This is a genomic window from Mesorhizobium sp. M0166 (assembly GCF_040322255.1).
In the GTDB taxonomy this organism is placed as follows: Bacteria; Pseudomonadota; Alphaproteobacteria; order Rhizobiales; family Rhizobiaceae; genus Mesorhizobium.
In genome coordinates, this window is the sequence record NZ_JAMYTD010000023.1 from 29,366 (window position 1) to 49,126 (window position 19,761).

Consider the following 19,761-nt stretch of genomic DNA (forward strand, 5'->3'; position numbering starts at 1 on the left):
AATCAGCTCTTCGAGGTGTCGAGACCAAATGTGATTATTGTCATGACAATTCCTCCTGTTTCTGTCGCACGTCATCGGACGGTCGGTGGAGGCCGCCCATCTCATTATGCGCGATATCAACCGTTCGGCGGCACCAGTCCGCCGATGGTTGCCTATCGCTTTCAAAACAACAGGGGTGCGGATTGCGTCGCGCGCCAGGCATATCAGTGGGATCTCGCTCGGCGCGACGGCTTCGGTCACAGCCATGATCAAACTGTGGAAGTTCGAGGATGAGGTACGCCTCCGGCGAGGGCTTCACCGGATGGGTACAGGATGAGGTCAGTGGCAAGGATGCAGATAGCCGCGCTGCGCTGCGTCACGAAAAGTCCGCGGCCGTCGTCGCGAGCCTCTTCGAGCAGTGGGAAAAGGAACTGGGCAAGGTCTCCTGAAAATCCAAAACTGCCGATGCGATCCGCTACGCGCTCACCCGGCGCGAAACGCTGGAACGCTGTCTCACGAGGTGTAATCTGGAAACCCCTCGCCTACGCCATCAAGGCACTGTCAAACGGACACTTGGTCAGATTTTCGATCCCTCTTTCCGTTATTAGAACCTGTTCTTCGAGCTTCACACCATCACGCCCCCCAACCGCGCCGACATACGCCTCCACGCATAAGGTCATGCCGGGCTCAAGGACGTAGTCGAACGCCCCCGGTACGAAGTCCTCGGGATATGCGATTGCAGGATATTCATCGCAAAGCCCAATGCCGTGAATCATCACGCCATACCGCTGCGCTACAAATTCAGCGGGCAGCCTGTGGCTGCGCTCTGTTAGTTCCGTAAACGACACGCCAGGCTTCAGCATGGCCATGTTTGTCATGATATGTTCGTAGGCAATCGCGTGGAGGCGCCGTTGTTCGTCGCTCGGGCGGCCATCCCCACAAAACCAGGTTCGAGAGATGTCGGCACACATGCCGTAAGGCCCGACCATGTCGGTATCGAACGCAAGCAGATCACCTGAAACGATCCGCCGTGGGCCGGCTTCCTGCATCCAGGGGTTGGTTCGAGGTCCTGACGTCAGGATTCGAGTCTCGATCCACTCGCCGCCGCGAGCAATGTTCTCCGCATGGAGAACCGACCACAGTTCTGTCTCGGCTATTCCGGGCTGCAGCTGGTCGCGCATCTTGGCGACTGCGATCTCGCAAGTAGCTAGCGAGCAGCGCATCGCGTTGATCTCGTCGATACCTTTAATCGCTCGAGCGTGCTCCATGAGCTGCATGCCATTGCAGACCTCGATGCCAACGGCATCCAGTGCGCGTAGCCCTGGAATTTCAATTCTGTCGACAGCTAATCGCCGGTTCCTACCGCCGAAGCGGCGCACAAGCTCGTCCACCTGGTCAGCAAATTGCTCGGCTGCCGCCTCCTCCTCATCGCCTGCCACAAAGTAGAAGAATCCTGCGCCGCCCTCTCGGGTCTCGTTGATCAATGGTAGATAGCTCGACAGGTGGCCGCAGCGGTGAAAATCCCAAAGCACGACATATCCGTCCGCGGAAATGAACGCCGCCCGGGAGGGGTTGTGCATAATCCAGATTTGCATGTTCGAGGAATCGGTTGCATACCGGATGTTGATCGGATCAAAGCACAACACTCCGGCGTAATCCCGCTGACGGAGTTGCTGCACAATCCTGTCGAGCCGGGTCTTTCGCATCCGTTCGAGGTTAGGCGCTGTGAGACCCTGATCGGCCCACTCGGCAAATGCGAGATCAGTTGGCCCGATCTCCACGCGATCATTATCATAGATGCTGCCATCCGGCTTAACAGCACCAGCTCCTTTCGAAGGATCGATTTTGCGCTTGACGAGGGAGAACGATGACATGGCGAAGGATCCGAACTTGTTGGTAGACATTGATTTACGGCAAGATCGGCGCGCAGTTGAAGAGGGAAAAAACACCCATCAGGTATAAGTACAGCTTACTTGATTGCCTTATATATCAGTCGGACTGCGGTTACCTGGACCTCTTCGCCGTCTGGCAGCATGCCCGGAGCACAGCATGTGCTCGGTTTTCAAGTTTCGCGGCATCCTCGCCCGATCAAGTGGCCTGAGACAGGCCACTTGATCGCTTTGTCAGCCGCTATTTCAGGCAGCGTCGGCGAGCCAGGCTTTCCCTAACTCGATGTCGAATGTCGGGTGCATTCCGAAGCCCTTAACGTTCTTCGTGGAATGGCGAAACACCGACAGCCAGTAAGGTTGGATGAGTATACCGGAATCTTGCAAAAGCGTTTCCAAGTCCTTCATGATTGCCTTGCGCTTAACCGGATCTGGCACAGCCAAGGCCGCGTCCAATTTCTCGTCGAACTGCGGGTTGGACCATGACGTCTCGTTCCATGCGGCACCGCTTCGATAAGCAAGTTCCAACACCTGAACTCCCAACGGTCGGTGGTTCCAGTTGGTTGCCGACATCGGGTACTTCGACCAATCGTTGTAGAAGGTGCTGGCGGGCAGAACGGTTCGCTTCACCTTGAAGCCCGCCTCACGGAGCTGTGCGGCAATCGCATCGCCCGTGTCCTTGATCCAGTCGGCATCGGGGCTGATGATGTCGTGCTCAAAATCCATCTGACCGGCTTCGGCCATCAGGCGCTTGGCAGCGCCAACATCACGTTTCTTTTCTGGCAGCGGATAGTACTCCGGATGCAGGGGCGCGACGTGATAGTTTGCCCCAAGAGTACCGAGCCCGTTGTATGCAAGCTGCAGCACCGAATTGTTATCGACCGCGAGTTGCAACGCATTACGCACTCGCTGATCATCGTAGGGTTTATTTGTAACCTTCGTGCGGCATATAACGGTCGTCGCCGTCTTGGCTTCAGACGTCACCAAACCCAACGACTCGTACTCTTTGATTTGCCCGGGATAGGTTTGATAGTTGGCATCGACCTCCCCTGAGTCGAAAGCGCTGGAAAGAGCCGAGGGGTCGGTGCCGTAGTCGATGAAGTGAACTTCGTCCAAGAAGACTTCACCGCCCCACCAACTTCCGTCGGTCCGACGCTTGAAGCTGGCTTGCTGGCCGACGTCCCACGATACCAATTCGAAGGGCCCCGTGCCGACGGAATGGGTCTGTATCTCAGACCCATTCTTCTCAAAATCGCGGTGAACGATCAAACCAGGATAGTCCACGAATCCGGGAATGATTGTTATGTCGGGCTTCGGGAGGGTGAGTTTAACTGTATAATTGTCGACCTTGCCGATCGAGCCTTCCCTCGCATTCCCGGTCTTTTCATCGATAAGCCGCGCCATTCGCCCGGCCATAGAATTTCCCGGCACGTCCTTTTCGCACCAGCGCTGCAGATTGAACACTACGTCATCAGCGGTAAAATCGTCACCGTTTTGCCATTTGACGCCCTTGCGGACATGCAGAACGTATTCCGTCGCGGCGTCATTGACGTCCCAACTCTCCAAGAGAGCCGGCTCGAAGGTGTATTCTTTCGTATATCTGACCAACGGCTCCAAGAACTGGCGAAGGACGTTGCCGAGCTCGGGAGTGTCACTGACGCGAGGATCCTTCGCTCCGTAGACAAGCATTGCTACTCTCAACTTCCCGCCCTTTTTCCCCGCCTCATCTGCGTGTGCCGGCGGCACGGCACAGAGCATCGAATACGCTACTGCTGTCGACGCGCCGAAGATTGAAGCGAGCGCCAGGAACTCACGCCGATCCATTTTCCCCTGTTTTGTCTCTTCAGCTAAACCTTCCAGCGACTTGGGCAGGGCTTTGCCCTTTCTATTGAAGAATTTCATCCGAACCTCCGAGTGACATGGTTGCTTGTTGAACGACCTTGGACCGTCATAGTCGGAACGCGGACTTTTCGGGTCTCAATGACATGGCTCTGCGAGTACAGCGCCGCCGCTACGCACGGACTCCTTAGCGAACCTTAAAGTTTGATGTCATGCTGCTGTAGGCGGAAAAGGATGCGGTCTGGTATAACGAGTCTTTATACCAGCACTTTCAGCCGCTTGGCGTCAGAGACGTCCATCCCGCCATGCTTAGTGGGATGGTCCGCCCCACCACCGCCGCGCTAATATGGCCGGCGCAGCAAAATGGAGGATAAGGGAGCTTCGATCGTAGGCGTGGGCACCAGCGCCTCATGGAAGACGACCTCATCGGCAATCGCTAGGGGCGGCCCCATGCATTGCCCTGAAGCACTTGGAGAAATGCGAAGGCGACTGGAAGCCACACGCAATTGCTACTTCCGTGAGGCTCAAATTCGTCCCGCCTATCAGTCGTCGAGCGTGTTCGAGCCTAATGCGTCTGTAGTGCCTCGATGGCGAAGTTCCAACCTGCTCCAGGAATAGACGTTCGAGTTGTCGCCTGGAAATCTTGCAAAGCATTGCCAGCTTCGTGAGATTGAGCGGGTGCTCAACGTTGTCCTCCATAAGGTGGAGCGCCGCAGCCAGTTTCCTGCTCCTCCCAGCAAACGCGAGACCGGCCGGGCTGGTCTGACGGTCGCAACCAGAGCGGCGGCTTACCGCCGTGGCATAACGGCACACCTCCCGACAGATGCTCGCATTGGTATGCCGGGCGACCAGATCCAGGGCAAGGTCAAATGCGGCGAGTTCACCGGCACATGTGGAAAATTGCCCGTCCGTCACGAACAAGGCATTGCAAACGTTCGATTCCTTGAAGGTTTCCGAGAACGCAGCCAACCGTGACCAGTGGATAGTGCATCGGGTGTCTGCCAGCAGTCCCGCCTTTGCGAGTAGCCAGGTTGCTGTACCCATAGCGGTTATTTTGACGTTCCTGCGAGCAATGTTGCGAAGAAAGTGGTTGACCTGCGGCAATTTACGGGGATCTAGAGAATGGCCTGCAACAATGACCACGTGGTCATATCTTTGACCATCGGTGACGAAATCAGCAGCGTCGGCCGCGGCTGCAACTTGGAGTCCTATCGAACTTGGGACTGACTTGCCATCGAGGCTTATCACTCTCCAGCAAAAGACCTCCCTCCCCGCCAGAGAATTTGCGACACGCAGCGGCTCAATATAAGCCCCGAGCGCCAGATGCGAGAAACCTGGCAGGATTAGAATAGCTAGACTGAGTGGCTCTTGCTGACCGACACTATCGGCGGCGAGAACGCCGGCGTCCACAATTGCAAGGTGGGAGTGCACATTCATTTGGTGTTCAATATTGGTTAGGAGTCAAAGCGTTTACTGCCCGCTGCGAACGTTGTGCTTGCGTTTCATGAAATCCTTGGCGGTCTCGACCGCCACCGCAGCGTCACGGCAATAGGCATCGGCGCCGACGGCCTTGCCGAATTCCTCGTTGAGCGGTGCACCGCCGACCAGCACGACATAGTCGTCGCGAATGCCCTTTTCCTTCATGGTGTCGATGACCACCTTCATGTAGGGCATAGTGGTGGTGAGTAGCGCCGACATGCCGATGATGTCGGGCTTATGTTCCTCAATCGCTGCCATATATTTCTCGACCGCATTGTTGATGCCGAGATCGATGACGTCGAAGCCGGCGCCTTCCATCATCATGCCCACGAGATTCTTGCCGATGTCATGGATGTCCCCTTTGACGGTGCCGATCACCATCTTGCCCTGCTTCGGCGCGCCGGTAGCGATAAGCAGCGGTCGCAAGATGAACATGCCGGCCTTCATGGCGTTGGCTGACAGAAGCACTTCGGGAACGAACAGGATGCCGTCGCGAAAATCCTCGCCGACGATGCGCATGCCTTCAACCAGCGCTTCGGTGAGCACGGCGTAGGGCTGCCAGCCGCGCTCCAGAAGGATGTTGGTGCCTTTCTCGATCTCTTCCTTCAACCCGTCATAAAGGTCGTCGTGCATCTGCTGCACGAGCTCTTCGTCGGAAAGCTCGGAAAGGATGATCTCGTCCTCGGACATTCTCTAGCCTCGCTAAGATAAGCTGTGTTTTATTACCCTGCCGGCACCCGTGCCGCGGGTGCCGGCAGGCATACGCCTGAAAGCTTGGGAGATGGAAATCAGGCGACGAGCCAGATTTTTTTCAGGCTATCTGGTTGATCTGATGCATGCCGTAGTTTTTCACCTTGCTGTTCGCCGCCAGAGGTAAGGCTGGGGAGCGTTTTGAGGCCTGATCGATAACTGGTTCAGCATTCCGGGCTCTTCGGCCAAAGCCTCTGTCGGCGCGGCAGTCCCGATCATGTCATAGGCGAAAAACGGTGAACGCACCGAAGACGCTTGCCAAAATTGCAAACTCGCATCGGTCCACCCGTCCCGCGCGCGCTTCCTCCGCCATCGCCTCGACACGCGATCGGTATTGCTTCTAGGCAGGTGATACCGCCTCGCAAAAGTTCTCATGTGCGTTCCTCAGGCAACCCCCTCCTCCGGACACCTCTCGCTTTCGCCCAGCTCAGGCTAGGCTGGGCGAAATCTCCTGCTGGCGCTTCGCAACGAACGCATCTAATTCTTCGCGGACTGCAGCATCCATCGGCGGCGGTTCATAGCCTTCGATGATCGCCTTTGCCTTTTCGCGGCAGCGCTGGGCCATGTCCCTTGATCCTTTTGCTTTCCACTGCTCGTAGCTCAAGTAATCGAGGAGCTCTGGCGCGATGAACGCGTCCTTGAAGTGCTTAAGAGTGAATGAATCGCCTAGATAGTGCCCCCCCGGCCCGACCCGACGGACCGCTTCCAAGGCCTCATCGAAATAGGCGAACGATATCCCTTGCGCGTATTTCGCAATCAGGAGATTTTGCTCGGCGTCCGCCACGAACTTGGCGAAGCAGCAAACCATACCGGCTTCATCCCACCCACCGGCATGAAGAAGGAGGTTCGACGTTGCCGTAGCACCCGACATGTACGCGATGGCGGATTCGTATCCTGACTGGGCATCGAACGTTTTCGACGAGGACTGCGAGGCGGTGGTTCTCCACGGGATGCCGTATCGCCTCGCTAGTTGGCCAATCACTACGTTCAGGAGTGTTACCTCGGGCATACCCGACATGGGAGCTCCACTCCGCATCGAAACGGACACTGAGTACTGTCCGTAGATCATCTTGGCGCCGGGGGCCGTGAGTTGCGTATAGGCGAGCCCCGCGAGCGCCTCGGCATTTACCTGGGCGGCAGTCGCAGCAACATCCGCCGGTGTGTTAGCGGCCCCCAGGACGAAGGGAGAGAGCAGGACAACTTGGTTGGCCTCAGCATAGACGCGTAACCCTTCGAGCATGGTCGCGTCCCAGACGAGGGGAGAGTTGCCTGATATCTGGCCGATTATGACGGCGTTGGACTTCATGAATTCAGCGCCGTGAGCGATGCGTGCCATGGCGATAGAGTCTTCAGAGCGCTCCTGCCCCGTGGTCAAACCGAAGTACGGCAGATTCGTCTCGACAAGGCTGGAACGGTTGATGTGAAGATGCCGCCATGGAACAGCGATGTCCGTTGGTTCGCACGTAAAGCCGCCGGCCACTTGGAAGCCCGGCAACATCTGCGTTAGCCGATTTACATCCTTGAGGTCTTCCATCGTTGAAGACCGTCTCACGCCGTTGATATCCCGTACGTTGGGTGCACCCTGCATTGTGCCGAACGTCAACGTGTCTGGTGAGATTGTAACTCGCCGGTCGATGTCACGGGATCGCAGCTCGAAGCTGCGAGGTGCCTTGGCAATGAGGCCCATTACCATTTCTGGCTCGAGGTGGACCCGCTGACCCTGGACATCAGCTCCCGCTTCCCGCCACTGGCGTAGCGCGGTTTCATCCCGGAAATCAATTCCAATTTCCCGAAGGATCGCGAGCGATGCCTGATGAACGCGCTCAAGCTGGTCGGGACTGAGTGCCTCAACCGGCTTAATCCCGTAGCGAATGGTCGACAGACGCGGCGTCTTTTCTTCCGCTCGGGAAGCCACGAGCGATGCACGCCCACCGCGGCGCGTTGCAGGGAACTTGATTTGCGACATGATGCAATCCTGCTTTGCCACAGACTCCCCTCGTCGTTCCGACGCAGGCTCAGACTGGGCCTTGATATTCCTTGATAATACTTAATCGAAATCATGGAGAAAATCCGCAAAAGACGCAGTCAGAGATAAGTGACACTTATATCAGGAGACGCTTCGCGCGAATGGGCGAGGCTTGCGGCTGCGGCGATAACCAAAGGGTGTTGCCTGCCTGTTTTGAAGCGGAAGCGCGGGCGTTAAGTCTCGGAAAATATTTTGATTTGCTCGGGCGGCATCTGCACATAGTCACTAAACAACGAGCTAATTAACGGCTGTTCTCCGGGCAAGGTGACGGCGGTGCGTAATGGCGTCAAGCACGGGCCTGCCCCGCAAGCGCAGGCCCATTCTTCTGGCGGGGAAGATGCCGCAGCATCGTTAAGCGCGTCGTGCCCTCGACCAGAGTGCCAATAGCCAAGCCGCCGGGGCCTAGAATGAGATCTCCCTCCCAGAGCCGAAACGGCAGCGCTCTCCTGAGGTCCCGACGCCGGGACGAGGGCTTGGCAAGGTCGTCTGTAGTGCTGTGAATGCTGCGGCAAACCACGCTTCCTAGATTGACCTGTCAGCTCTGGATCTGATGGCATGGTGTGGCGGCCTTCGCGCTGACCACGGACAGAAGCATGATCCTGGCGATGAGATGTCGTTCAGTCGTTCAGTGGGGACTTGACGATCGAAGGCCCATTACAGAAGCACTACTTTGGCAGGTTTTTAGCCGCGGGCGAGTTTTTGTTCCCGAAAGAGAGTGTCCGTATTTCATAGGAGGGTCGGCTTGTGGAGGGCCGACCAATGGATGTGGACTGGCAAGCCGATCTTGAGCACTGACTTCAACCGTTTTTGGCAGGTCTTTCACATCCAGCTTGGCGCCGGATGTGTCCGCTGTACATTGCTGGTCTGATCGGGCCGGGCGACCGTAAGAGCGTACACCGATGGCCGCGCGAGCGGGCGATGTCGGCGACGATGAGCTTCATCATTTTGTCGCGGCATGGGTTTTGGACAGCACTCCGGTTGAGGCCGCCCTGCTGAAGGAGGCAGATCGCCTGGTCGGCGACGAGGCGGGTTTTCTGGTCATCGACGACACAGCGTTATCGAAAAAGGGACAGCATTCCGTCGATGTCGCGCTCAATACGAGGTGGGTCTGTGAGCAGCCCATCAGCAATTGAGGGAGGAACTCGGCCTCGACAACTTCGAAGGCCGATCCTGGACTGGATTACATGGGAATGTCAGGAATCTTGTGCGTGAGGCCGGTTGTCGTCATTGGCTAACGAACCTTTCGCCGAAGACGACGGCGAATTGTGTCCTGGCCGCGAACCATTCGCGCGGGGCGCGTTTCCATTCCTCGGCGGCGTGGTTGAGAATCAGATATAGCAGCTTAATCGCGGCGTCGTCATTGGAAAAGTGACCGCGCGTTCGCACGGCCCGCCGCAGCTTTGTTCGGAGCTTTGCGACCACCGCTTCGGCCGTGACTGTCTCTATCGCTATTATACCGAGAGCCCGTTGCCCTGCACGGACCGCCTGTCATGGCGTCCAGAATGAAGGCTGCATGCCTCGTCCTGACTATGGTGCGAATCGGCTTGCCGCGGGTGGGCGCCGACTCGTGCTCAATCTGCAAAACCGCCCAAATCAATGGCAGGCTGGAACTAACGTCGCTTCAGCGGTTGCGCGATCAAAGCTTGGCTCCACGTCCCCGGCCTCCGAGTCGACGACGGCGGTCTCGATCAGGGTCATTCGACATCTTGTATCGCCTTTGTCGGTTTCCGGACCCAGGATTGTCGTACTAGAGCGGCGGACTTTCATGTGAGTCCATAGCCTGCGGCAGTGAAGTAGTTTCTGCATTCTGTTGGAGAGAAGAGATTGCAGATATCGCCAATGGCCTGCCACAGGGCGTCGATGGTTCTGATGGCCTTTGCGCGCAGATGCGCCTTGAGCTTGGCGAAGGCCATTTCGATCGGGTTGAGGTCTGGGCTGTAGGGCGGCAGGAAGAGCAGCAATAGCCTCTGGCCCGGATGGCTGCTTTGCGACTTTATGCGGTGGGACAAAGGTCTGGGTGCCGGCGGGCATGGCGACGGGTGCCGAACCAGATGATGTGGACACACCGGGCGTGATCATGAGGTGTCATTCCAGAAGGGGTTCGACGGCGCCTGTCCGCACCGCCAGGTGACGAGCGTGACCATCGCCCCTCCGCAGCATGGGCAGCGATGCGTCAACGCCAGGCGCTCGGCGGCGACAGCGGCGCTTTCGGCACTCGGTTCGAGATTGTTCTGCTGCTGGCTGATCAGCAGTCGGCGGCACAGGCCGAGCTTGGGGGCGCGATAACCATTGGCGAGGAAGCCGTAGTGGCGGATGCGGTGGAAGCCGTCGGGCCGCGTATGCAGGAGGAAGCGGCGGATGAACTCATGGGCATCGAGCGCCATGACCTTCGTCCTGGCGCCATGACCATAATCCCGCCAGCGGATCGCGACGCGATCGTCGGCCATGTTGATCAGCCGGGAGTTGGCGGTGGCGACGCGGTGGGTGTAGCGGCCGAGATAGCCAGCACCTGTTGCGGCCCACCTCTAGCCATTTTTTGCCTCGAGCTAACAGCTGACAGCGATGACATTTTTTGGCTCGATCAGCCAGATTGGCACGAGTTTTGATTGCGTTTGGGTGTGAGACGGCGAGAGCGTCCAATGGTGGAACGAAGGAAGGAACGCTACATGTCAGGTCGGCAAGAAAGCAACGGAAGATCCACTACATCGAAAATACGATTAACTTAGTCCGTCTATAATTTTATTCTCAAAGGGAACGAATGGCTATGTCGACTTACAGCGAAAACAATCGTCTATCTATTTTGACGGACGACCTCGCGTGTGCAAGGCAAATTAATGCCCGCAACGTTACAGTGCTCAACACCGGTGGCGATCGGGGGCGCGGCGTATTCGCCGCGCGAGATTTCCTGCCGGGGGAGATTGTTATCATTGGGCTAGTTGACGGAATGGAAAAGATACGCACAACGAACTCGTTTCAATTGGACTGGAATGTCCATGCTCTTTTTCAGAAGCCCGCTGTAATTGTGAACCATTCATGTGACCCAAATTTAGCGATTGTAGCTAATCGCTTCGGAGCCTATGACTTCGTGGCGATTGAGCAGATCTCTTCTGGTGTCGAAGTAACCTGGGACTACGCTACATCTGAATCCGAGTGCATCGGCATATCAGTATGTCTTTGTTCATCGGGAAAATGCCGAGGTTCAGCCGGGGGTTTCTCCGAGTTGCCCCGCGATCATCCGATGGTCATGTCAGGATATTACGCGCCATACCTCAACAAAACCCCGCGCAGCTCCCGATAAAGATATGGTCTCTTCCAAAGTTTGTCAGTTCTTAGAACCTGACTCGAAACTGTGTGAGGTGGAGTTGCGCGGCGGCGGAGCATGAGGCGGATAGAGGCGATGAAGACCCACGCTTCGGCGCTTGCGATAGTCGCCTCGAAATCCTTGGCGAGCCGGCGACAACACCCGAGCCAGGCGAAGGTTCGCTCGATGACCCATCGTCGCGGCAGCACCTCGAAGCCTTTGGCCGTGTCGGAGCGCTTGACGATTCGATGGTCCACGTGCCCAGGTCGGCGAGAGCCTGCGTCAGTTTTTTCTCCGCATTGCCGCCGTCGGCGAAGAGATGGCGCAACCACGGGTAAAGCTGTCGAATGGAGGCGATGACGCCGACTGCCCCATCCCTGTCCTGGATGTCGGCCGTATGCACCGTCAGCCTGACCAGGTGCCCCCTCGGGGTCGGTGATGATATGGCGCTTGCGGCCGACAATCTGTAGGCGGTTGCGTTCCAGGGCGGAAGCGCTCCGTTTCCCTCCCCGCTCATCAAACCGGACGTGCGGAGCTACCGCATCCGGTTTGCGACTGGCGTTGTAGGGCCCACGGGGCGGCGCTCGCTGCCCGCGACGAAGACGCAGCAGGCCAAGTTTCTCGGAGATGTTCTCTCAGGAGACCTGGCTCGTGCCACGTCCTTGCAGCTTGTGCCGTTTGCGCAGGAGGTCGCTGACGGGGTCATAGACATGTCGGTCAACGGCTTCGTAGCCGGCGCTCGGGTGCCGTGGCAGAAGTACGTCGACCGACCGAGCAGAACCCGGTTTAGCTGAGCTCGCACTCCGGCCACGCACCTTTGTTTCCCGGCCTTAGGAGTTCGCTGACTTTTGTCTTGACCCGTTGCACGCTCTTCTTGGACGGGCTTGCGCCTAGATACCACCGGCCACCGCCGGGGAGGTAGTGTGGTCCCAACGAGTAGCCAGGGAGCGCTCCTGTCGGGCATCCTTCACCAAGGTCTTGGCCTCGTTGAGTGTCAGCCCGAGTTTCGTCATCACCGTCCGTGTCCACGCCAGCGCCTCGGCTGCATGACCGCGGCTGAGGATGACGAAGTCATCGGCATAGGAGATGACGTGAGCACGGAACGCTTCGCCGAGTCCGAATGTTTCAGGAAGCAGTTAAATGACCGAGAGCAGCGGGCTTGCGACCCCGCCCTGCGGCGTGCCGCACTTGGCTCGCCTGCCCCCCGCTCATGTGTTGTTTCCCGTCACCGTCACGCTCTTCGACCGGCGCCTTCAGCCACAGCTTGATCAGCCGCAGCACGTGCCGGTCGACAATGCGTCGGCCACCGATTTGAGGAGGTCCGAATGCGGGATCGTGTCGAAGTATTTCGACAAATCGGCGTCTCCCACGTCGGTATGGCTCCGGCAGATCAGCCGGTGCATTTCCTTGACCGCGTCGCGTGCGCTGCGACGTGGTCGGTAGCGATAAGCGCTGTCCTCGAAGTCCGCCTCGAATATCGGTTCCGGCACCAGCTTGGCGGCACTCTGAACCACCCAATCCCGAATGGTCGGGGTGCCAAGCGGGCGTTGGCCGCCGCCTGGCTTCGGGAGCATCACCCGCCGCAAAGGCTGTGGCCGGTAGGTCTTCGAGACAAGTTCCTCGCGCAGGCCTGCCAGCCACTTCCCCACGCCTTCCGCTTCGATCTGTGCGCACGCCAGACCGTTCACGCCCGGCGAGCCCGCATTGGCGCGGGCCAGCGCATGGGCATGGCACAGTATGTCATTGCGGCAGATCTTTTCGTAGAGCACATAGAAGCGGAAAGCGGACTCCGCCTTCGCCTACAATGGAGCTTTCTCTGCTGATCTTATCGGGTGTTTCGAGGCTCATCGCCAATCACCCCCTCCTCACCGACTTCGAAGCACACCAGAAGGCAGGGTCCTCCCCTCCGCCGGAATTAACCGGCCTCAACCGTCGTATGACCCTGTCCGACTCCCGCCCGGTCCACCGCCAGAAGCGATGGCGAAGCCGCGACCTCCGACCGGACGCGGGTCTCCCCCGATTACCCCGTATCTCCAACGTGCCGTGCGCAATACCCGGCAGACCGGATAGGTTCCCGTCGCGCCTGCGGGCTTATGCGATAGTGCGGTGTCTGATCGATCTCGGTCTGCGATCCAGCGAAGTCGTCAAGCTGCAGCTTGATGACAACAATTGTGCCGATTGACGACATCAACTGGGCCGACGGTACGATCAAGCTTGTCTGCACCAAGAGCCGACGCGCGGATGCTCTGCCGCTACCGTCCGAGACGGGAGCGGCGATTGCAGCCTTAGGAGCGGCCCGCGACGTCAAACTGGGCCATATTTGTTCGCCATGTTGCCCCTACAACGAGCCGATCACGACGAAGAGCGTCAGTGCTGGCCGGCTACCGCCGATGTGGATGGACGCGGACCGGTGTCCACATTCTCCGCCACAGCATGGCGAGCCGACTTTTGCGCGCCGGCGCGCCGATGAAGGAGATTGCGGACATCCTGCGGCATCGAAGCCTCGACACGTCCGCCTTTACGCAAAGGTCGATCTGACCAATCTTGCAGCTGTGGCCCTACCCTAGCCGGGGAGCGCGCAATGACCGGCGCGCACCATGCTCTCGCTGGCAAAGGACTATTTGTCCGAACGCCGCACCCTTGGTTTCGCCCTCAGGATGCAGGGCCGTCAAATCACCGCCTTCGCCTTGTTTGCCGACGAGCGCGGTCACAGTGGCCCCCTCACCAACGATATCGTCCTGAACTGGGTGCAAGGCCAGGCCAAACGGGCCAGTCCTTTCTCATAGGCCCGGCGCCTCGAGGCCCTTCGCCCGTTCGCGAGGTATCTTGCCCGGCTCGATCCCGGCACCGAGTTCCCACAGACAGCGACCTTGTGTCGTGCACATCGCCGCCTTGCACCGCACGTCTATTCGGAGCAGGAGATCTGCGACCTTGTGACGCTTCGTGCCTCGCTCCTGGGGGCGGGTTGCGGCCGGCAACCTACGCAACGATCTTTCGGCTGATCGCCGCTACGGGTCTGCGCCGGTCAGAAGCACTTCACCTGCGCTGCAGCGCTGTCAATCTCGATGGAGTATTCCTTACGGTTCGGAACACGAAGTTACGCAAATCTAGGCATGTGCCCATACCCGCCAACGTCGTAGCCAAGCTACGGCGCTATCTGGCGGTTCGCGCGCGGCCTGGTGCACTCACCGATGACTCACCCTGTTGTCGCGAAGCGGAGGATCAATATAGTTTTCCAGAAGCTTCGCACCAACCTTGCTTGGCGCGCGGGGCGGCCATGGCAAGGTGCGTATTCACGACCTGCGCCACACCTTCATTTGCCGCCGTATCCAGCTCTGGTACGGACATGGCGCCGACATCGACAACGCCATGGCGGCGCTCTCGATCTACGTCGGCCACGCCAACTCTCCGATGCTTATTGGTATTTGACCGGCGTCCCTGGAACTCATGGCGGTCACTGGCAAACGGTTCGAGCTGTTCGCTCTACGGTTGGAGGGGGTTATCATGACTGACCCCAAGCTGGCATCGTTCTTCCCCATCCTGCTGCAACGGTTTTTCGTCGAGCATCTGGGCAATGAGCGCATGGTGAGTACAACGTGCCCCCGGTCCAGCATCACGGATCGCCCAAGCACGGCGACGCTCTGCTCTCCGGCCTTTTCCGCTGCCGGCGCTGGGGACGCAAGCTGACGGTCCGCTACACGGGAACCAGATATAACATTCCGCGCTATTGATGTTGGCGGGGTTTGCTCGACAATGGCGAGCCGCGCTGCATACGACGACGCCATCGAGGAAGCTCTTCTGCGGATTGTCGAGCCGGGAGCGATTACCGCGGCCGTCGAGGCCGAAGCACAAGCGGCCAGTCTCCTCGATCAGGTTCGTGGTGCGCTGGTGCGCGATCACGCGAGGCGGTACGCTACAGCGCCGATCGGGCATTCCGGCAGTATGACGCCATCGATCCGCAGAACCGGCTGGTCGCGGCGGAACTGGAGTTGGGTGGAACCGGGCGCTCGCGCGTGTCGGCGAGATAGAGAGCAGGATTGCAGCGCATGATGGCTCGACATTGCAACGGCACTTCTATTGCCAACACACGTCGCCGCGCTCGCCGCCGACCTCAAGGCTGGCTGGTCGGCGCCGACGACCGACGCAAGAAGCGCATATTGCGCACCGTCGTCCATGAGGTGGTCGCCGATATCGATGAAGAAGCCTCAGAGATCGTTCTCTTGATCAGTTGGATTGGCGGCGTCCACACCGAACTGCGCCTGCCGAAGCGGCGGCGAGGACGTAGGGCTGTTCCGGCGGCACCTTTCGCGCGCTACGAGGCGGGCGAGACGGTTTGTGCTGTGGCACGCCGGTATGAACTTTCCCCGCGGTAATTGTTCACCTGGCGTCGGCTGCTCGCCGGCCGAGGGGGGAGGCAGCGATATCGGAATCCAGACTGGGCAAACGTGTTGGTTTCATGTTGAAAACCAGCGATAGCTACGCGGGGGCGGCCCGATTTAGAGCTGGCGCAGGTTGTCGACGTTGAATAAACCATCTCTTGACCTTTGAACTTCAGTTGCTGTCTTCCGAACGAGCGTCTCTCGAGGGACGTCATGATCCCCAAATTGTTGTGTTTCAGGTCGTGTCGAGCAAGCCCCATTCGGGATTAAGCGAGCGCAAGCCTTATTCGGCATGTCGCGTGCCCCGGCGAACAGTATTTCCTCCCGACCAGCCGGCTGCTGATCGATGCGTTGGTCTAACGAACGCGGATACCCCAACCTGAGGCGGAGCAACCCTTGTGCTATTCAATCGGTCCATGACGGCACCGGTTTCCTGCCGATCCTAAATCAGGCGGCCTTCTTCACCCGCTTGCCCAATGTCTCGATAGCTAGCTGAATCGTCGATATGACGAAGTCACGTTCTTCGCCGACGAGCGGCAAACGCGGTGCCCGGGTCCATTCAGGGGCCCCGTAGACCAGGTTCTCGGCGAGCTTGATGTACTGAACCAGCTTGACATGGGTGTCGAGATGAAAGGACGGCGTAAGGATGTGGTAAAGCGCGCGTGCCTCCTCGTACTTGTTTTGGGCGCAGAGATGGAAGAGCTCGACGCATTCTGACGGCCAAACGTTGGCCATGCCCGAAACCCAACCGGTGACGCCAAGCGCGCTGCTTTCGACGATCAGATCGTCAACGCCGCAGAAGACGCCGAAGCGGTCGCCGAGTGCGACATACATATCGGTGACGCGACGAATGTCACCGGTTTCCTCCTTAACGCAGACGATTTCCGGAGTGTCGACGAGTTGCTTGAGAACGTTGACCGTGCAGTCGACGCCGTACGCGATAGGGTTGTTATAGATCATGATCGGCAGCGACGACGCGCTGGCGACACCCTTGTACCACTCGACCGTTTCGCGATCGTCGGTCTTGTAGCCGAGGCTTGGGAACACCATTAAGCCCTGGGCGCCGAAGGATTCGTAGAGCTTGGCGTTGGCCTTCGCATTCTCGAGTGTGATTTCGGCGAGGCCGGAGAGAACCGGAATACGTCCGGCTACCACTTCAACAGCTCCGCGGATAATGTCTCCACGATCCTTCAGCGACATCGAAGCGTTTTCGCCGAGCATCGGGAGCACAATGACACCGGAAACGCCTGCCGTAACGAGGCGGTCAAGGCTGTCGTTCGTCGCCCGCAGATCAACCTCGCCATCCCTTGTGAGCTTTGTCGTCACTGCGGGGAATACACCAGCCCATTTTACCATGGTTCTCCATCCATCTTCGATCTAACTGGATCCAATCTACATGGTGACAAATGACATGTCTACCCTTTGAGGTCGCTCTTTTTTGGGGTACCTTCGTACCAGGCCACCATTCGCACCAGCGAAAAGCCAGCTTTTCAAATTTGGGTTTTGGTATCCAAAATGGACAAGATGTTAGAACAGAAGAAGCAGCGCTCGAAATACCGTCTTCAGAGGCAGAGCCTACCAGAGGCGCTGTCGGAGTCTTTGCGGGAGCGCATTCTCAGTGGCGAGTTCAAAGAGGGCGACCCCCTCATACAAGAGGCGATCGCAGCTGAATACGAGTGCAGCCGAATGCCTGTGCGCGAGGCATTTCGCCAATTGGAAGCAGCCGGGTTGATTGTTTCCAAGATTCACAAGGGTGCGATTGTTTCGACACTGCCATCCGAACAGATCATGGAATTGTTCGAACTTCGGGCAACGCTGGAGTGCGATATTCTGGGCCGCTCTCTAGAGCATCTCTCGGACGAAGAATTGGCTCACTCCACGCAAATTCTGAAGCGACTCGAAGAGGCATATCACAAGCGGGACATTGCCAAGGTAGGCGCTTTGAACTGGGAGTTTCACCGCAGTCTCTATCGGCCCGCGGGACGCATTCAGACACTCGCCATTCTCCAAGGCATCAATGTCCAGATTGATAGATATATCAGGATTCAGCTACTTTTGACTTCGGGCTTCGAAGAAGCAGAGTGCGAACATCGCCAAATTCTGAGCATGTGCACAGAACGCGACCGCAACGTCGTGGAGTTTATGCGAGGGCACATAATCCGGGCTGGTCATAACCTTCTGGAAGCGCTCAACAAGCGCCGAGTGAGCGACACTGCGGTGTAGTCGCACTTCACGGAGGCAAAGAAGCGCCTGCCCCAGGCGCTTTGCTTATTCACATGTGCGATTGCACCGGAGCACGATTTGGCCTCTTCCCGAGACGCTCAGTCAGGCAAACGTGAATCGCGGATCGAGCATGTCGCGCAGGCCGTCACCTATCAAATTGATAGCGAGTACGACGGCCGCGATCACTAGGCTTGGATACAATATCAGATACGGTGCGATCAGGGCAAAGGATCGCCCTTCGGCAACGATATTTCCCCAGCTAGGGTGTTCGGGGGGTACCCCAACGCCGACAAAACTAAGGTAGGCTTCGTATAATATGGCCAACCCACAGATATAGGTGGCCTGCACTGCGATCGGGGCCATCGCGTTCGGCAGAATATACTTGAACAGCACGCGAAGCGGACTAGCGCCGCACGACCGCGCCGCCTCAACAAAAACTTGTTCTTTGAGCGTAAGGGTCAAGCTTCTGACCAGCCTCGCTACGACGGGCACTTCTGGTATTGCCAAGGCGATCACTACCGTCAACATCCCACCACCAAAGATGGTTGCCAAGGCGATGGCGAGCAGGATCCCGGGTATCGCCATCAGACCGTCCATGAACCTCATTAAAATCTTGTCTGATACTTGCCCTGCGCCGGCAATGAGCCCAAAGATCGTTCCGATCGTTGTCGCGAAGAACGCCGTAGCCACGCCAATGGCGAGCGAGACCTGCCCGCCATGAATGACGCGCGCCAAGATGTCGCGCCCAAACATATCGGTCCCCAAAATATGACCGTAGGTAGGCGGCTTCAGTCTCAAGTTCGAGCTCATCTCCAAAGGGTCAACGCTGGTTATTTGAGGAGCCAAATAGGACATTAGCGCGACCAGAAACACGAACAGCGCCGCCACGAGCAATGGCCCAGGAAGTCGTGAGACCTGACGCAAAGAGGAAGAAATCATCATACCTTCCCCACTTTACGTGTATCGAATTCGTGGGTCGATAAGTGGGTAGGATAAGTCCACAACAAGGTTTACCAAGACATAGACACAGGCACTTACCAGTAACACCCCTTGAATAACCGGGACGTCCTCGTGCTGGATGGCCTCAGTAAGCAGTTGCCCCACCCCAGGTATCGCAAACACCGTCTCGGTTATTACCACTCCACCAAGCATTCCTGCGAACGAGGCTCCGACGATGGTGATTACGGGAACCCCAATTAGTTTAAGGCAATGTCGAACGACAATAGTGATTTCGTCGAGGCCTTTCGCGCGCGCAACACGAATAAAATCCTGATCAAGAACCTCGATCGCGCTGGCCCTTGTGATCCGGGAGATAAGCGCTGTCTGCGCGAATCCCAGCATGGTCGCCGGAAGGACGACATGTCTTAGAAGCTCCCAATACCCGCTCTCGAGTCGCGCGAAACCCGCCACCGGCATTGAACCAAAGTAAACACCAAAGGTGAAAATTAGAAGATACCCGATCAGAAACGCAGGTATCGCTGTTCCCACGACACCAACGAGCGAGACCACTCGGTCAGCAATGCCGCCGCGATTTCGTGCTGCCAAGAGGCCAAGAGGCACCGCGATTATTAGAGAGATACAAGTCGCTGCGATCGCAAGGATGATCGTCGGTTCTACTCGCGACATAATCAAAGTCGAGACAGGTTGGCTCGAAAAGATCGAGTCTCCAAGATCGCCTCGAAGCACGTTCTGAAGCCAATGAAAATATTGGACGATCATTGGATCATCCAGGCGAAGTTTTTCACGAATCGCCGCAATCTGGGCGGGCGACGCGTAGTCGCCCGCCAGCACAACCGCCGCATCCCCCGGGCTGAGGTAGGTCAGTCCGAACACCACAATTGTCACAACGCCGACGACCGGGATGGTAGAGAAAATTCGCGTGACGAGGTATCTGATCAT

Annotated in this window: 17 protein-coding genes and 6 pseudogenes; 9 read left to right on the forward strand and 14 right to left on the reverse strand. The window is 57.8% G+C overall.

What is annotated here, in order from left to right; translation table 11 throughout:
• Positions 1-45: 45 nt before the first annotated feature.
• Positions 46-512, forward strand: a pseudogene (locus NKJ46_RS22715) (IS66 family transposase); the annotation flags it as partial.
• 9 nt (positions 513-521) lie between these two features.
• Here NKJ46_RS22715 and dddP read toward each other — a convergent pair.
• The 5 genes from dddP to NKJ46_RS22740 form a co-directional block, all read right to left on the reverse strand.
• Entirely contained in the window at positions 522-1,853 is a 1,332-nt protein-coding gene (dddP, locus tag NKJ46_RS22720; RefSeq protein WP_352667782.1) for a dimethylsulfonioproprionate lyase DddP, read from the reverse strand.
• A 261-nt stretch (positions 1,854-2,114) separates the two neighbouring features.
• Positions 2,115-3,767, reverse strand: a complete 1,653-nt coding sequence (locus NKJ46_RS22725; RefSeq protein WP_352667784.1) for an ABC transporter substrate-binding protein — start codon at positions 3,765-3,767, stop codon at positions 2,115-2,117.
• Positions 3,768-4,127: 360 nt separating this feature from the next.
• The gene (locus NKJ46_RS22730) at positions 4,128-5,141 is read right to left on the reverse strand and encodes a GlxA family transcriptional regulator (RefSeq protein ID WP_352667787.1); all 1,014 of its coding nucleotides are present in this window, start codon (positions 5,139-5,141) and stop codon (positions 4,128-4,130) included.
• 33 nt (positions 5,142-5,174) lie between these two features.
• Positions 5,175-5,873 carry a cobalamin B12-binding domain-containing protein gene (locus tag NKJ46_RS22735; protein ID WP_352536025.1) on the reverse strand — a complete coding sequence of 233 codons (699 nt, stop codon included), beginning with the start codon at positions 5,871-5,873 and terminating at the stop codon, positions 5,175-5,177.
• A 487-nt stretch (positions 5,874-6,360) separates the two neighbouring features.
• Positions 6,361-7,899 carry a trimethylamine methyltransferase family protein gene (locus NKJ46_RS22740; protein ID WP_352667789.1) on the reverse strand — a complete coding sequence of 513 codons (1,539 nt, stop codon included), beginning with the start codon at positions 7,897-7,899 and terminating at the stop codon, positions 6,361-6,363.
• 867 nt (positions 7,900-8,766) lie between these two features.
• Between NKJ46_RS22740 and NKJ46_RS22745 the strand changes: the two are divergent.
• Positions 8,767-9,050, forward strand: a pseudogene (locus NKJ46_RS22745) (transposase); the annotation flags it as partial.
• A 133-nt stretch (positions 9,051-9,183) separates the two neighbouring features.
• Here NKJ46_RS22745 and NKJ46_RS22750 read toward each other — a convergent pair.
• The 3 pseudogenes from NKJ46_RS22750 to NKJ46_RS22760 form a co-directional block, all read right to left on the reverse strand.
• Positions 9,184-9,369: pseudogene (locus tag NKJ46_RS22750) on the reverse strand (transposase); the annotation flags it as partial.
• A gap of 353 nt (positions 9,370-9,722) precedes the next feature.
• Positions 9,723-9,917: pseudogene (locus tag NKJ46_RS34805) on the reverse strand (transposase); the annotation flags it as partial.
• A gap of 117 nt (positions 9,918-10,034) precedes the next feature.
• A pseudogene (locus NKJ46_RS22760) lies at positions 10,035-10,483 on the reverse strand (transposase); the annotation flags it as partial.
• 240 nt (positions 10,484-10,723) lie between these two features.
• Here NKJ46_RS22760 and NKJ46_RS22765 point away from each other — a divergent pair.
• The gene (locus NKJ46_RS22765; protein WP_352667793.1) at positions 10,724-11,257 is read left to right on the forward strand and encodes an SET domain-containing protein-lysine N-methyltransferase; all 534 of its coding nucleotides are present in this window, start codon (positions 10,724-10,726) and stop codon (positions 11,255-11,257) included.
• Here NKJ46_RS22765 and NKJ46_RS22770 read toward each other — a convergent pair.
• Both NKJ46_RS22770 and NKJ46_RS22775 read right to left on the reverse strand, forming a co-directional pair.
• Entirely contained in the window at positions 11,215-11,592 is a 378-nt protein-coding gene (locus tag NKJ46_RS22770) for a transposase (RefSeq protein ID WP_352667796.1), read from the reverse strand. The genes NKJ46_RS22765 and NKJ46_RS22770 overlap by 43 nt on opposite strands.
• A gap of 936 nt (positions 11,593-12,528) precedes the next feature.
• Complete coding sequence (locus NKJ46_RS22775) at positions 12,529-13,029, reverse strand: reverse transcriptase domain-containing protein (RefSeq protein ID WP_352667797.1); 501 nt, start codon at positions 13,027-13,029, stop codon at positions 12,529-12,531.
• A gap of 547 nt (positions 13,030-13,576) precedes the next feature.
• Between NKJ46_RS22775 and NKJ46_RS22780 the strand changes: the two genes are divergently transcribed.
• The 3 genes and pseudogenes from NKJ46_RS22780 to NKJ46_RS22790 all read left to right on the forward strand — a co-directional run.
• Positions 13,577-13,798 (forward strand): tyrosine-type recombinase/integrase, encoded by a 222-nt coding sequence (locus NKJ46_RS22780; RefSeq protein ID WP_502902123.1) that lies wholly within the window; start codon positions 13,577-13,579, stop codon positions 13,796-13,798.
• Between the two features lie 59 nt (positions 13,799-13,857).
• Positions 13,858-14,046 (forward strand): hypothetical protein, encoded by a 189-nt coding sequence (locus NKJ46_RS22785; RefSeq protein ID WP_352667799.1) that lies wholly within the window; start codon positions 13,858-13,860, stop codon positions 14,044-14,046.
• 86 nt (positions 14,047-14,132) lie between these two features.
• Positions 14,133-14,417, forward strand: a pseudogene (locus tag NKJ46_RS22790) (tyrosine-type recombinase/integrase); the annotation flags it as partial.
• Positions 14,418-14,482: 65 nt separating this feature from the next.
• On the opposite strand, the gene NKJ46_RS22795 reads toward NKJ46_RS22790, so the two are convergent.
• Positions 14,483-14,659: a hypothetical protein gene (locus NKJ46_RS22795; protein ID WP_352667865.1), complete on the reverse strand. Its 177-nt coding sequence runs from the start codon at positions 14,657-14,659 to the stop codon at positions 14,483-14,485.
• Positions 14,660-14,764: 105 nt separating this feature from the next.
• On the opposite strand from NKJ46_RS22795, the gene NKJ46_RS22800 reads away from it, so the two are divergent.
• Together NKJ46_RS22800 and NKJ46_RS22805 are read left to right on the forward strand one after the other, a co-directional pair.
• Complete coding sequence (locus NKJ46_RS22800) at positions 14,765-14,947, forward strand: hypothetical protein (protein ID WP_352536014.1); 183 nt, start codon at positions 14,765-14,767, stop codon at positions 14,945-14,947.
• Between the two features lie 350 nt (positions 14,948-15,297).
• Entirely contained in the window at positions 15,298-15,633 is a 336-nt protein-coding gene (locus NKJ46_RS22805) for a hypothetical protein (protein ID WP_352667803.1), read from the forward strand.
• Positions 15,634-16,086: 453 nt separating this feature from the next.
• Here the strand turns inward: NKJ46_RS22805 and NKJ46_RS22810 are convergent, their stop codons facing one another.
• The gene (locus tag NKJ46_RS22810; protein WP_352667804.1) at positions 16,087-16,995 is read right to left on the reverse strand and encodes a dihydrodipicolinate synthase family protein; all 909 of its coding nucleotides are present in this window, start codon (positions 16,993-16,995) and stop codon (positions 16,087-16,089) included.
• Between the two features lie 159 nt (positions 16,996-17,154).
• On the opposite strand from NKJ46_RS22810, the gene NKJ46_RS22815 reads away from it, so the two are divergent.
• Entirely contained in the window at positions 17,155-17,862 is a 708-nt protein-coding gene (locus tag NKJ46_RS22815; RefSeq protein ID WP_352667806.1) for a GntR family transcriptional regulator, read from the forward strand.
• Positions 17,863-17,964: 102 nt separating this feature from the next.
• Here NKJ46_RS22815 and NKJ46_RS22820 read toward each other — a convergent pair whose 3' ends face one another.
• Together NKJ46_RS22820 and NKJ46_RS22825 are read right to left on the reverse strand one after the other, a co-directional pair.
• Complete coding sequence (locus NKJ46_RS22820) at positions 17,965-18,804, reverse strand: ABC transporter permease (RefSeq protein WP_352667809.1); 840 nt, start codon at positions 18,802-18,804, stop codon at positions 17,965-17,967.
• A 12-nt stretch (positions 18,805-18,816) separates the two neighbouring features.
• Positions 18,817-19,761: an ABC transporter permease gene (locus tag NKJ46_RS22825; RefSeq protein WP_352667810.1), complete on the reverse strand. Its 945-nt coding sequence runs from the start codon at positions 19,759-19,761 to the stop codon at positions 18,817-18,819.